Below are 12,371 nucleotides of genomic sequence, written 5' to 3'. Positions count from 1 at the left end.
TTCTCCCCTGCTGACCAGGAGGTGACCATGGCCGGCCCAGCCAGCAAGATGCCGATCAAGCGACTGCCGATGCTGCCGGCGGAGCGCGCGCTGAAGGTGATCGCCGGGCGTTGGAAGGCGGTCATCCTCTACCATCTCTTCGATGGTCCAAGGCGGCTGTCGGCGCTGAAGGCGATGATGCCTGGCATCACCCAGAAAGTGCTGATCCAGCAGCTGCGCGAAATGGAGGAGCATGGCCTCGTCAGCCGCGAGATCTTCGCCGAAGTGCCCGCCCGCGTCGAATATTCGGCGACCAGCCTCGGCCTCAGCCTCGAGCCGATCCTGCTGGCGCTCTGCCAATGGGGCCAGCACCATGCTGATGCGCTGGACGAGAAGCATCGTCTCGCCGACTGCATCATCCGGCCGCGGCAGGCGCAGCACGCGCTTATGGCCTAGATCGAATTGACTTGCCGGGTTGCCGACGCCGGCTGCCCGTCACAGATTGTCTGCAGAAACGGATCGGCAAATGCACCGCATAGCTTCGGGCGAACTTTATCGGACCTACACTCTTGGTGACCTGCGCATCACCGCCTTGCGCGATGGCTACGTCGACATGCCGGTCGGGCGGCTTCGGCAACGCGGCGACAAGCCGTTTGGCGATGAGTTGCCCGAACAAGTCGCGTTGGTTGGCGGCCAACTCAGGCTTTCCGTCAACGCCTTCGCGATTGACGATGGACATGAGATAACACTGATCGATACCGGCGCTGCGAATGCCTGGCACCCGACCATGGGCCGGCTTCCCCAGGCGCTGGACGAAGCCGGCATCGATGTCGAAAAAGTCCGTACCGTCTGCTTCACCCATACGCATCTCGACCACATCCAGGGTCTTGTGCTTGCCGACGGCCGGGACGCTTTTCCGCGCCTGGTGCGCCTGCTCGTTCCCAGGCAGGAACTCGACCTCTTCCGCACCGAAGCGCGGCTCGAGCGGTTTCACGACATGGCGGAACCGTTCGAGGCCGGAGACCGTCTCGGGACCCATGTCGACATTATCGGCGCTCACGGCCATGAAGTGGGTCACAGCTGCTTTCGCGCTTCGAGCGGCGGCGAGAGCATTTTGATCTGGGGCGATACCGTTCACGTCCCATCGCTGCAGTTCGATCGGCCCGAGGTGACGTGGGAATTCGATACGGATCAGGACCAGGCGCGCGAGAGCCGGTTGCGGCTGCTGGCGCTTGCGGCGGACGATCATTACCTCGTTGCCGGCGCGCATTTGGACTCGCCCGGCATTGGCCGCGTCGTCCGGTCGGGCGGCAGCTTTCGATTTGAGCCGCTATAACTAGAAGGGCGGCGCAAACGCCGCCCCGTATCCCTTGGCATTGCGCGCCTTCTTCAGCGCCTTGCCCACCAGGCGAAATCATTGACCAACGCCGTGGCCGCCTGGTTTAGGTGCTCAAGGTCTTCGAGCTTCTTCTCGCCCTGATGGACGGCCAGGAAGTCGCGCCAGGATATGGACGGCGGACTTGCCCGGCGCAACCGTCAACCGATCTGAATGCGGCGCGTCACCTGTCCGTTGCTCTCCCAGTAGGTGTGTTTCTTGGCGATCCACGGATCACTCATCGCCGGCTGGATGTTGCCGCTCGTATCGATCGCGCGTGAGGTGACAGTGTGCTCCCCGGCGGAAGGTTTGGGCCAATCGAGAGACCACATCTTCCAGGCGAACTCCGCCTTGTCGGCGTCGTCGATGGTCGCCGGCATCCACGGCCCATCGTCGATCTTCACCTCGACCCGGTCGACTGGCGCGCCCCAGGCGGCTCCGACGATTCGGTAGTCGTTGCCGATATGGGTAACCCTGGCCGGTGCCGATTTGAGCCTTGCCCGTCCGACGGAGGTTTCCGCCCACACGGTCTCGCCATTATGGTCTTCCTCGCGGACCGTGACGTAGTCGCGTCCCATGAACCGGCTCTCGAAGCGCTGGTCGCGCACGTCGATGCGCTTGAGCCATTTCGCGTTCGCGATCCCGTACCAGCCCGGCGCTATCAGCCGCAGCGGGAAGCCGTTGTCGGGCGGCAAAGGAGCGCCGTTCATCTCGTAGCAAAGGATGTTTTTTGGATCCATTGCTTCGGCGAGCGACATGCTGCGCGCGAAATTCTGCTTGAACGTGACCTCGTCGGCGCGTTTGATCTCACCTTCGTCGGCGCCCCAGAAGACAACCTCGATGCCGCTGTCGTGAACCCCGGCCTCCTTCAGGATCGGAGCGAGCGGCGTACCCGCCCAGCGGGCATTGCCGATTCCGCCGTTGAAAAACGGCAGGCCGGTATTGCCCGAACATTCGATCGTGAAGGTGACTTCCTCGCGCGGCCGGGACTTGATGTCGGCAAGCGTCAGGGCCATCGGCTTTTTGACCAGCCCGCCGATTTCCAGCTTCCACGCGCTTTCCTCGATGACCGGCCGGTTGAAGTGCGCGATCGAAAAGAATTTGTCGTTGGGCGTTACCCAGGCATCGAGATCCTCCCAGACGAGCTGATTCTTGATGACCTGCGGAACCGGATTCGGCGGCAGTTGATCGAGCCATTTGACGACTTCCTCGCCGGGCCGTGTCGGAAAAGCGTAAGCCCGCGAGGCATGGAGAGCCGCGATTGCGGCAACGGCCACGCTTCCCTGGATAAGTTCTCTGCGTTGAAGATGAGGCATGCTGTTTCCCTCCCAGTTGATCCGGAACGGGCTGCAGCGTGCTATTTGGGCCGTAGCCTGATCTCGGACAGGCGCACAAAGAAACGACTTCCACCCGGAAATATCCGGATGGGTCATGCAATCAGCGACGCGTCTCAAGCATGTGAGGCATTGGGCGAAACTCTTGCTTGGGTTTCGTGCTTGAAGAGTGCGCCCTGAAAAAGGATGTGTCCACAACTTGGACGGGATATGATGACCTTGCGGCCGATTTACGCTCGTTGCGGCTCGGGACCCGCTTCTGGCGCGATGTGTTCGCTCTGACGGTGCCGGTCTAGCTAGGGGGCACTAAGGCCTCTCACCGCCCGCCCTTGGCCTTGCCCATAGGCGTTCGGGCTGGTGTCGGGCGTGTGGCAATCGGATTGCTAGCGGCTACCGGCAACCGGCAACCGGCAACCGGCAACCGGCAACCGGCAACAAGCGTTTCACAATTGAAAAGGGCGGCGCAAGCGCCGCCCCATATCCCTTGGGAGGACAATTCGACCGGCGATCAGGCCGCCTTGATTTCCTCGTCGACCACGTCGGCATCGCGCGCCTTCTTCAGCGCCTTGGCCCACCAGGCGACGTCGTTGACCAGCGCGGTGGCGGCCTGGTTCAGGTGGTCGAGGTCTTCGAGCTTCTTCTCGCCCTGGCGCACGGCGAGGAAGTCGCCCCAGGCGATATGGACGGCCGACTTGACCGGCGCCATCTGCAGTTCGACGGCATGGAGGCGGAGCTGCTCGACGGCGCGGGCGCCGCCGACGCTGCCATAGCCGACGAAGCCGGCCGGCTTCTTGTTCCACTCGTTGGCGGCGTAGTCGATGGCGTTCTTCAGCACGGCCGTCGGGCCGTGATTGTATTCGGCGGCGGTGAAGATGAAGCCGTCATATTCGGCGACCTTCTTCTGCCAGCGCTGCGCCACTTCGTTGGTCGACGGTACCCACGCGGAAGAGGCGACTTCGTCGAAGAAGGGCAGCGGGAAATCTCTGAGGTCGACGACCTCGACATCGATGTCGGCATGCGACTTGGCGATCTTGGCGATCCATTGCGTGGGCACATCGGCGAAGCGCGCGGCGCGCGTCGAACCGACGATGATGGCGATTTTCGGCTTTGACATGGGGGGCTCTCCATTCCGGTAATAAGCTGGTATCATTTAGATACCGGCGCTATATGAGATACTGTCAACTGCCGACGCAAGGAGGCACCGTTTTGTTACTGAGGCACCCGCACAACACCGAAGACTGTCGCGCGATTTCGGAAATCCTGCAGCGCGTCGGCGACAAATGGACCGTGCTCGTGGTCGGCAAGCTTGGCCACGGACCACTGCGTTTCAACGAGCTGCGTGCCGCTGTCGGCGGCATCTCTCAGAAGATGCTGACCACCACCTTGCGCGGCCTGGAACGCGACGGCTTCGTCACCCGCACCGTGTTTCCGACCATTCCGCCGCGCGTCGACTACGAACTGACCGAGCTCGGTCACGAACTGTTGATCCCGGTCAGCGCGCTTGGCGAATGGGCACGCAGGAACACGCAGCGTGTGCGCGAGGCACGCGAAAAATTCGACGTCATGCATGGCTGAAACCCTTGCACGGCAAGGAATCCAGAGTTTTGCGTTGAGCGGAATTGCCTGGACGGCAGGGAAGTCGTGGTCCTCTTGACGCGGGCTCGCAACTTTGTCCTATGGCGCCGGTGGCAGACCAGCACACACGCTACTTTGACGACGACAATCGCGGACCAAAAGGAACTCCTTCAGCTTCTCGGCGCCAAGCCATCGCAGGGCGCCGTGCTCAGGGCACGCATGTCGCGGCCGGCTTCCGGTCACCCTTGTCGCCTTGCGGGCAGGCGATGGGCCGAAGGTCGTTTTTGACTTCGGCATAGGCCGTTACGCCGAGCAGGCAGACCAAAGCGACAAGGGCTGCCACGAGCCAGCTGTTCAGTATGTGTTGACGCATTGTCTCTCCCCCAACGCCGGCACAATCGGGCGTGAAAGCAACCATTGAATGTCGCGGAGCGCATCGCTGGAACGGGCGATGTTACAATTGCCCTGCGCTGGAAAAACGGGACGCGAGAATGGGCTCGTCAACCCTCGGCCGGAACGGCCTTCGGCTTGCCCTCGCCGTCCAAAGCCACCATGACGAAATCGGCGTGGGTGACTTTTTCCATCAAATCGGAGAGATAGCGCTGCGCCCAGGCTTCGACCTTGAGCGTCATCGAGGTGCGGCCGACGCGTTCGACATGGGTGTAGATGCACAGCGTGTCGCCGATCTTCATCGGCTTGGCGAAGGACATCTCCTTGACCGCCGCCGTCACCACGCGGCCCCTGGCGCGCTCGGCGGCGCGGATGCCGCAGGCAAGGTCCATCTGCGCCATCACCCAGCCGCCGAAGATGTCGCCGGCGGCGTTGGCGTCCGAAGGCATGGCCAGCGTGCGCAATGTGAGGTCTCCGATCGGCCGTCCGTCCGCGTAGTGCACCATGCGAGAAATCCCCCGAGGTCGAAGGCTTGAGATCGACTGCCCTCGATCCCGTAGCGTCATGGCGCGGACGCGTCAACGCGCGCCGGGCAAAGCTTCGCCTGGCTGCTAGAAGTAGCGCACCAGGTTCGAACGGATGCGATCGAGAACCGTGTCCCCGGAAAGATCGGGAACGAATGCTTTGCCCGTGATCGCCTCGTAGGCTTGGGCATAGATGCGCGAGGCCTGTTCGACGATCTCGTCTGGAATCCTGGGGATCGGGTCCTTGTAAGGATCGCAGCGCGCCGCCACCCAGGAGCGGATGAAATCCTTGTCGAAACTGTCCGGCCGCGTGCCGCTGGCCAGTGCCTGTTCATAGCTCGCCGCGATCCAGTACCGGCTGCTGTCGGGCGTATGGATTTCATCGGCCAGGATGATGGTGCCGCTTCTGTCTGTGCCGAATTCGTATTTGGTGTCGGCAAGGATCAGGCCGCGCTCGGCGGCACGCGCCTGGCCGCGCGCGAACAGCTTCAAGGCGTAATCCGAGACGGTGTCCCATTGCGCCTGCGTGAGCAGTCCCTGTTCGAGGATCTCCGCCCTGGACAGCGGCTCGTCATGGGCGCCATCCGCCGCCTTGCTTGTCGGCGTGATGACAGGCTCGGCCAGCTTCTCATTGTCGCGCAAACCGTCCGGCAGGCGCATGCCGTACATGTCGCGCTCGCCACGCTTGTAGCGGGTCAGGATCGACGTGCTCGTGGTTCCGGCCAGATAGCCGCGCACGACGATCTCGACCGGCAGGATGTCGAGCCTTGTACCGACGACGACATTGGGGTCGGGATATTCGAGCACATGGTTCGGACAGATATCAGCGGTTTCCTCGAACCAGTAGCGCGCCGTCTGGGTGAGGATCTCGCCCTTGAACGGGATCGAGGTCAGGATGATGTCGAAGGCGCTGAGACGGTCGGTGGCGATGATGATGCGCCGCCCGTCGGCCAGATCGTAATTTTCCCGGACCTTGCCCTTGTAGTAACCCGGCAGTTCGGGAATGAACGCATCCGACAGGGTCCGCATATGATTTCCTGCCTTCCGCAGAGTGGCCAGAGCAAACGAATGCCCTCGCATAGGCTGTCGACCCCATGCTTATCAAGCGCGATTGTCGATATTCCCCGCAACTCGACCTCGCATTCCAGTCGCATTTTTCACAACGCATGCCGGAAGGCCCGGCGACGCGGCGAACCCCTCGCGTCTAGGCTGCGGCCAGATTTCCGGAGCCGCCCGTTTCAATCATGCAGACTTTTGACTTCATCATCGTCGGCTCCGGCTCGGCCGGCTCCGTGCTCGCCGACAGACTGTCGGCCTCGGGCCGCTTCTCAGTTCTGGTACTGGAGGCCGGCGGCACGGACCAGCGCTTCTACGTGCAGATGCCGCTCGGCTACGGCAAGACGTTCTTCGATCCGGCGGTCAACTGGAACTACAAGACGGAAGCCGACCCCGGTCTCGGCGGCAATGTCGACCACTGGCCGCGCGGCAAGCTGCTCGGCGGCTCGAGCTCGATCAACGCCATGGTCTGGATCCGGGGTGCGCGCGAGGATTTCGACGATTGGCGCGCCGCCGGCAATCCCGGCTGGGGCTATGACGAGCTGTTGCCGATCTTCAAGGCGCTCGAGGATAATGAGGCCGGCGCCGACAGATGGCGTGGCACCGGTGGTCCCCTGCACATCAGCGACACCGCGAACGCCGTCCACCCGCTGACAAAGCGCTATCTTGCCGCCGGCCAGCAGGCCGGCCTGCCGCTCAATCCCGATTTCAACGGTGCTGCCCAGGAAGGCGTCGGCACCTACCAGATATCGACCAAGAACGGCCGCCGCATGTCGGCGGCGCGCGCCTTCCTGCGCCCGGCGATGACGCGCGGCAATGTCCGCGTCGAGACCAATGCGCTGGCCAGCCGCATCCTGTTCGAACGCAAACGCGCCGTCGGCATCGAATATCTGCAGAACGGCCAGACCAAAACGGCGCGGGCCGGCCGTGAAATCATCCTGTCCGCCGGCTCGATCAACTCGCCGCAGCTCATGCAGCTTTCCGGCATCGGGCCTGCGGCATTGCTCAATGGGCTGGGCATCCCGATCGTCCACGCCAACGAGAATGTTGGCGCCAATCTGCAGGACCATGTCGGAATCAACTACACTTTCAAGGGCAAGGTGCCGACGCTCAACCAGATCCTGCGTCCCTGGTGGGGCAAGCTGCTGGTCGGCATGCAATACATACTGACGCGCTCGGGACCGCTGTCGCTGTCGATGAACCATGGCGGCGGTTTCTTCCGCACCGACCCGGCGTTCTCGCGCCCCAACATGCAGCTCTATTTCCAGGCCTTCTCGACCGTCATCCCGAAGAGCGGCGAACGGCCGATCCTGACGCCCGACCCCTGGCCGGGCTTCTCCATCGGCCTGTCCAATTGCCGCCCGTCGAGCCGGGGCGAGATCATGATCCGCTCCAGCAATCCGCTGGACTATCCGAAGATCACCGCCAACGCCTATTCCACCAATGCCGATGTCGAGGAGATGCTGGCGGCGGTGAAGTTCGTGCGCAAGATCGCCTCGATGCCTGCAATGGCCGAAATCATCAGGGAAGAAGTCCTGCCCGGCCCGTCGATCCAGTCCGACGCCGACCTGATCACGGATTTCAGGAAACGCTCCGGCACTGTCTATCACCCGGTTTCGACCTGCCGCATGGGGCCCGATCTCACGCGCGCCGTCGTCGATCCGCGCCTGAAAGTGCACGGGCTTGAAGGCTTGCGCGTCATCGACGCCTCGATCTTTCCCGACAACATCACCGGCAACACCAACGCCGCCTCGGTCATGACCGGGTGGAAGGGCGCCGAACTGGTTCTGGAGGACCAAAAATGAAGATCACCGACGTCAAGACCTGGGTTGTCGGCAACCCGCCGCCCGGCATCGGCGGCAAGTATTTCATCTTCGTCAAGCTGACCACCGATGGCGGCGTGGTCGGTTATGGCGAAGCCTACAACGCCACCTTCTCGGCCCATGTCACGGCGAAAATGGTCGAGGACATGGCCGAGCGCTATCTCGTCGGTCGCGATCCGCACGACATCGAGAACTTCTTCCGCCGCGCCTATTCCTCCGGCTTCACCCAGCGCCCCGATGTTTCCGGCATGGGCTGTTTTTCGGCGCTCGAAATGGCCTGCTGGGACATTATCGGCAAGGAGGCCAACAAGCCGGTCTACAAACTGCTCGGCGGTCAGGTGCATGAGACGCTGCGCTCCTACACCTACCTCTACCCGCACACCGGCAGTGTCCATTCCGAGGACGCGCCGGACGGCAGGAATGTCTACAACGACCCCGAAATGGCGGCGGCCTGCGCGCTCGAATATGTCGAGCAGGGTTTCAATGCCGTCAAGCTCGACCCGGCCGGTCCCTACACCGCCTTCGACGGCCATCAGCCGCGCCTCATCGACATCGACGTCTCCACCCGCATGGTCAAGGCGATCCGCGAGGCGGTGGGCAACCGCGCCGACATCCTCTTCGGCACGCACGGCCAGTTCACCGCGTCGGGCGCGCTGCGCATGGCCCGCGCCATCGAGCCCTACGATCCCTTGTGGTTCGAGGAGCCGGTGCCGCCCGACATGCCCGAAGTGATGGCGCAGGTCGCCCGCGCGACCTCGATCCCGATCGCCACCGGCGAGCGGCTGACGACCAAGTTCGAATTCGCCCGCGTCATCGAAAACCGCGCCGCGACCATATTGCAGCCGGATCTCGGCCGCTCCGGCGGCATTCTCGAAACCAAGAAGATCGCGGCGATGGCCGAGGCCTATCACATTCAGGTCGCGCCACACTGCTATTGCGGGCCGATCGTCGGTGCGGCCAACATCCAGCTGGCGGTGACGTTGCCCAACTTCCTCATCCTGGAATCGCTGAAGCAGTGGGACGGCTTCCACGCCACGCTCCTGAAGAAGAAGATCGAGTGGCAGGACGGCAACGTCATCCCCTCGAAGGAACCGGGGCTGGGCGTCGAGCTCAACGAAGCGGTCTGCGATGCGCATCCCTACACCGGCAAAGATCTGCATCTGCAGATGATGCAGACCCCGTTGATGCCGTGAGCGAGAGCTACGCCTTCATCGGCCTCGGCCATCTCGGCGGCAACCTTGCCGCCAGCCTGATCCGCAACGGCTTTGCGGTCACTGTCTTCGACCGCGACCCGGCTGCCGTCGAGCGCCTCGTGGCGCTCGGCGCCACGGCAGCAGACAGCGCTGCCGACGCGGCGGCGCGGGCCGGCAACGCCATCACTTGCCTGCCCTCGCCCAAGGTCAGCGAAGCGGTGCTTGCCGGACCCGGCGGCTTGCTCGAGAGCTTGCCCAAGGGCGGCACCTGGATCGAGATGTCGACCAATGGCCGCGACGAGATCGTGCGGCTTGCCGCCCTCGCCTCGGCCAAGGGTGTCGAGACGTTGGAATGCCCGGTCACCGGCGGCGTGCATCTGGCGGCGGCCGGCAAAATCACCGCCCTGGTCGGCGGCGATGCAGCCCTTTACGAACGCCATCGCGCGGCCATCGAAGCAATGTGCGCACGTTCCTTCCTGATGGGGCCGATCGGCTCGGCCGCGGTGATCAAGGTGATCACCAACATGCTGGCTTTCATCCACCTCGTCGCCGCCGGCGAAGCGCTGATGCTGGCCAAGCAGGGCGGGCTCGACCTCGCCCAATCCTACCACGCCATCGTTGCCTCCTCCGGCAACAGCTTCGTCCACGAGACCGAAAGCCAGCTCGTCCTCAACGGCTCCTATGACATCGGCTTCACCATGGACCTGGCGCTGAAGGACCTCGGTTTTGCGTTGGGCATGGGCAAGGATTTCGGCGTGCCGCTGGAGCTGGCATCCCGCGTCAATGCGATTTTCGAACAGGGCAAGGCGGCCTATGGCGGCAGCGCCTGGTCGACCCAGATCGTCAAATTGCTCGAAGATGCCGTCGGCACCGACCTGCGCGCGCCTGGTTTTCCAGCCAGACTGGAAATCTGACCGGAGACCGGAAAACCAAGCAATTTCATCTGCTTGAATCGATAGCCGGATTCAGTTTCGAAGAGACTTGAATCAATCTGGCAACGCCTTGATTCAATATCTGAGCGTCAGCGCGCCAGGCAGGATCTCGAAGGTCGCCGGTATGCGTCCGGGCGACTCACCGTCTATGTCGACCAGCGCGCCGTTCTTTTCCACATCGTCGAGCGGTTCGACAACCACTTTCTTGCCGCGCAGGATCGTGATCGCCGGATGGTTGCGGTGCCGGCCGCCATAGAGCAGGCGGATATCCCAGATCAGCTTCAGCTTGCCAGCCGCGCGCAGGATGACGATGTCGAACTCTCCGTCGGTGAGCTCGGCATCCGGCGCGATCATCATGCCGCCGCCGAAGAACTTGCCGTTCGCCACCGCCACCAGCGCCATGCGCGCCTCAACCGGCGCGCCGTCGTCGACGGTGATCCGCACATGCTGGAAGCGGTAGCGGATGAACTCGACCACGGTGCGCCACAGGAACAGCGCCTTGGCCGACATCTTGCCCTTGCGCTTGTCGGCATTGACGGCGCGGTCAGTGGCGCCCGACAGGCCAAGGCTTGCGATGTTGATGAAGTGGCGGCTGGCCAGTGCGCCATGGTCGTCGATGTAGCAGATGCGCCCGGCATCGACCTTGCGGCCCTCTGCCCCGGCGATCCGCTTCAAGGTCGCGTCCACCACTTTCGGCAGGCCAAGACCGCGTGCGAAATCGATGCCTGTGCCGCATGGCAGCAGGCCAAGCTCGGTCGTCCTGCCGCTCTCCTCGAATGCCTGCAGCAGCCCGTCGGCCACTTCGCTGGCGGTGCCGTCGCCACCGGCGGCGATCACCAGGTCGAAGCCGTTTGCCGCGAGGTCGATGGCCAACCGTTCGGCATCGCCCTCGGCCTGTGTCTCGCGCAGCTCGAAATCGCCGAAGTGCTTTTTCAGCGAGGCGGCAACCTCAGGCCAATGCCGCTTCAGCCGGCCGCCACCGGCTATCGGATTGAGAACCACCCCGACTTTCAATACGCACCCTCCCCGGCGCCGGACATCCATGTCCGATCGTTTGCCGGCATTGAAGCCCGCGCCCGGCGGCGGAGCAAGGGGCGCTGTCGATCCGAGCGCCGAAAAGAGGGGACGGCTGTTTAAGGCAGCAGGCACCGAAGGTCCCGGGCCCTCGCCAAACGGTCCCCGATAATCCCGCTATCCACAGGCCCATGGCCATTCCCCAGGCCCCTTACCCGGCGTACGTTAAACCCATCTCAGGCGGCCACCGATCGCCAAGCCGAAAGGCGAAAGTGAAAGGCGGATTTCCTGAGGCCCGTACGGCCCGGAGCGAGAGCAGGCTTGCCTGTTTCGAGGGACGGTAGCCGAGACCTACGGGGCCGCGGAAAGCGTGCCAACGCCGACGGCGGACCGATGCTGCCATGAAGGACGGCAAAAACCTTCGATGGCACGCAGGGCAAAGCCCGCAAGGGCCAAGACCAGCGTGGTCTGGAACGGACACTGCCTTGGGGTGGTGGCTGGCAGGACCGTCAAAATCAAGGCCGGCATGGCGCGACGACTTTACGGAAGTTGCTGCCGCGACCGTGTCCTGATCTGACAGGGAGGCGCTGGGAGAAATCCCGGCGCCGACTGTCGTTTTGGCCCTTGATCTCCTTTGCTGGCGATCTTGCGGGCGCCGCTTCACCGCGCGCTAAAATCGGTTAGTATCCCAACGTCGCCAGAGTCCGTTTTAACGGGCTCGTAGGAGGGGGGATACTTCATGACGCTGATCCAGAAGCTTGCCGTTGCCTATGCTTTCCTGTTCTTCGCGGTCGTCGCCATCGGCTACATACCGGCGTTCAACGATGCCAACGGCAATCTGTTCGGCCTGTTCTCGCTGCAATGGTATGACGACCTGCTGCACGCCTTCTCCGGCGTCTGGGCGCTGGCCGCCGCCTTCATCTCGCATCGCCAGGCAGTGTTCTATTTCAAGCTGTTCGGATCGGTCTATCTGTTCGACGGGGTGCTCGGGCTGATCACCGGCTCCGGCTGCCTCGATGCCGGCATCTTCATCAACGGTTTCCGCTCCCTCAACGACATCGAGTTCCCCACCCGCTTCTTCGCCAACCTGCCGCATCTCGTCATCGGCGGCTTCGCCGTCTATGTCGGCTTCTGGCTGTCGAAGCGCATATACGACCACTTCGCCACGGCCTGACC

At 63.2% G+C, this 12,371-nt stretch carries 13 protein-coding genes and 1 pseudogene; 7 read left to right on the top strand and 7 right to left on the bottom strand.

What is annotated here, in order from left to right; all coding sequences use genetic code 11:
* The first annotated feature begins 27 nt into the window (after positions 1-27).
* Entirely contained in the window at positions 28-435 is a 408-nt protein-coding gene (locus JG747_RS12255; RefSeq protein WP_019860574.1) for a winged helix-turn-helix transcriptional regulator, read from the top strand.
* Between the two features lie 70 nt (positions 436-505).
* A complete protein-coding gene (locus tag JG747_RS12250; RefSeq protein WP_019860576.1) occupies positions 506-1,315 on the top strand; it encodes an MBL fold metallo-hydrolase in 810 nt (269 codons plus the stop codon).
* Here JG747_RS12250 and JG747_RS37805 read toward each other — a convergent pair.
* From JG747_RS37805 to JG747_RS12240, 3 genes and pseudogenes are all read right to left on the bottom strand, one after another.
* A pseudogene (locus tag JG747_RS37805) lies at positions 1,316-1,519 on the bottom strand (FMN reductase); the annotation flags it as partial.
* Positions 1,516-2,670, bottom strand: a complete 1,155-nt coding sequence (locus tag JG747_RS12245; protein ID WP_202361853.1) for a sulfite oxidase — start codon at positions 2,668-2,670, stop codon at positions 1,516-1,518. The gene JG747_RS12245 and the pseudogene JG747_RS37805, both read right to left, overlap by 4 nt.
* Before the next feature lie 526 nt (positions 2,671-3,196).
* Positions 3,197-3,802, bottom strand: coding sequence for an NADPH-dependent FMN reductase (locus JG747_RS12240; protein WP_019860578.1), 606 nt, complete (start codon positions 3,800-3,802; stop codon positions 3,197-3,199).
* 92 nt (positions 3,803-3,894) lie between these two features.
* On the opposite strand from JG747_RS12240, the gene JG747_RS12235 reads away from it, so the two are divergent.
* Positions 3,895-4,263, top strand: coding sequence for a winged helix-turn-helix transcriptional regulator (locus tag JG747_RS12235; protein WP_027047286.1), 369 nt, complete (start codon positions 3,895-3,897; stop codon positions 4,261-4,263).
* Positions 4,264-4,471: 208 nt separating this feature from the next.
* On the opposite strand, the gene JG747_RS12230 is transcribed toward JG747_RS12235, so the two are convergent.
* The 3 genes from JG747_RS12230 to JG747_RS12220 all read right to left on the bottom strand — a co-directional run bounded on the left by JG747_RS12230 (position 4,472) and on the right by JG747_RS12220 (position 6,206).
* Complete coding sequence (locus JG747_RS12230; RefSeq protein WP_019860580.1) at positions 4,472-4,636, bottom strand: hypothetical protein; 165 nt, start codon at positions 4,634-4,636, stop codon at positions 4,472-4,474.
* A gap of 127 nt (positions 4,637-4,763) precedes the next feature.
* The gene (locus tag JG747_RS12225; RefSeq protein WP_010911043.1) at positions 4,764-5,159 is read right to left on the bottom strand and encodes an acyl-CoA thioesterase; all 396 of its coding nucleotides are present in this window, start codon (positions 5,157-5,159) and stop codon (positions 4,764-4,766) included.
* Between the two features lie 105 nt (positions 5,160-5,264).
* Entirely contained in the window at positions 5,265-6,206 is a 942-nt protein-coding gene (locus tag JG747_RS12220; protein WP_202361852.1) for a phosphoribosylaminoimidazolesuccinocarboxamide synthase, read from the bottom strand.
* 215 nt (positions 6,207-6,421) lie between these two features.
* On the opposite strand from JG747_RS12220, the gene JG747_RS12215 reads away from it, so the two are divergent.
* Genes JG747_RS12215 through JG747_RS12205 form a run of 3 tightly spaced genes read left to right on the top strand, consistent with a single transcriptional unit; the run spans position 6,422 to position 10,163 of the window.
* Positions 6,422-8,038: a GMC family oxidoreductase gene (locus JG747_RS12215; RefSeq protein WP_202361851.1), complete on the top strand. Its 1,617-nt coding sequence runs from the start codon at positions 6,422-6,424 to the stop codon at positions 8,036-8,038.
* Positions 8,035-9,249 carry a mandelate racemase/muconate lactonizing enzyme family protein gene (locus JG747_RS12210; RefSeq protein ID WP_019860584.1) on the top strand — a complete coding sequence of 405 codons (1,215 nt, stop codon included), beginning with the start codon at positions 8,035-8,037 and terminating at the stop codon, positions 9,247-9,249. Before JG747_RS12215 ends, JG747_RS12210 begins: the two co-directional genes overlap by 4 nt.
* Positions 9,246-10,163, top strand: coding sequence for an NAD(P)-dependent oxidoreductase (locus tag JG747_RS12205; protein WP_202361850.1), 918 nt, complete (start codon positions 9,246-9,248; stop codon positions 10,161-10,163). The genes JG747_RS12210 and JG747_RS12205 overlap by 4 nt, the downstream gene beginning before the upstream one ends.
* A 93-nt stretch (positions 10,164-10,256) precedes the next feature.
* On the opposite strand, the gene JG747_RS12200 is transcribed toward JG747_RS12205, so the two are convergent.
* On the bottom strand, positions 10,257-11,195 hold the full coding sequence (locus JG747_RS12200) for a diacylglycerol/lipid kinase family protein (protein ID WP_202361849.1): 939 nt from the start codon (positions 11,193-11,195) through the stop codon (positions 10,257-10,259).
* 739 nt (positions 11,196-11,934) lie between these two features.
* Here JG747_RS12200 and JG747_RS12195 point away from each other — a divergent pair.
* Complete coding sequence (locus JG747_RS12195; RefSeq protein ID WP_202361848.1) at positions 11,935-12,369, top strand: DUF4383 domain-containing protein; 435 nt, start codon at positions 11,935-11,937, stop codon at positions 12,367-12,369.
* Positions 12,370-12,371: the final 2 nt, after the last annotated feature.

The sequence above is a fragment of the Mesorhizobium sp. 131-3-5 genome, assembly GCF_016756575.1.
GTDB classification, from domain to species: Bacteria; Pseudomonadota; Alphaproteobacteria; order Rhizobiales; family Rhizobiaceae; genus Mesorhizobium; species Mesorhizobium jarvisii.
Note: the sequence above shows the minus strand (reverse complement) of the source record. Positions and strands in the feature narration are given on the sequence as shown.

Excerpts from the sequence above, each read along its gene's own strand:
- JG747_RS12255 (WP_019860574.1), top strand. The coding sequence starts at position 28 with ATGGCCGGCCCAGCCAGCAAGATGCCGATCAAGCGACTGCCGATGCTG.
- JG747_RS12250 (WP_019860576.1), top strand. The coding sequence starts at position 506 with ATGCACCGCATAGCTTCGGGCGAACTTTATCGGACCTACACTCTTGGT.
- JG747_RS12245 (WP_202361853.1), bottom strand. The coding sequence starts at position 2,670 with ATGCCTCATCTTCAACGCAGAGAACTTATCCAGGGAAGCGTGGCCGTT.
- JG747_RS12240 (WP_019860578.1), bottom strand. The coding sequence starts at position 3,802 with ATGTCAAAGCCGAAAATCGCCATCATCGTCGGTTCGACGCGCGCCGCG.
- JG747_RS12230 (WP_019860580.1), bottom strand. The coding sequence starts at position 4,636 with ATGCGTCAACACATACTGAACAGCTGGCTCGTGGCAGCCCTTGTCGCT.
- JG747_RS12225 (WP_010911043.1), bottom strand. The coding sequence starts at position 5,159 with ATGGTGCACTACGCGGACGGACGGCCGATCGGAGACCTCACATTGCGC.
- JG747_RS12220 (WP_202361852.1), bottom strand. The coding sequence starts at position 6,206 with ATGCGGACCCTGTCGGATGCGTTCATTCCCGAACTGCCGGGTTACTAC.
- JG747_RS12215 (WP_202361851.1), top strand. The coding sequence starts at position 6,422 with ATGCAGACTTTTGACTTCATCATCGTCGGCTCCGGCTCGGCCGGCTCC.
- JG747_RS12210 (WP_019860584.1), top strand. The coding sequence starts at position 8,035 with ATGAAGATCACCGACGTCAAGACCTGGGTTGTCGGCAACCCGCCGCCC.
- JG747_RS12195 (WP_202361848.1), top strand. The coding sequence starts at position 11,935 with ATGACGCTGATCCAGAAGCTTGCCGTTGCCTATGCTTTCCTGTTCTTC.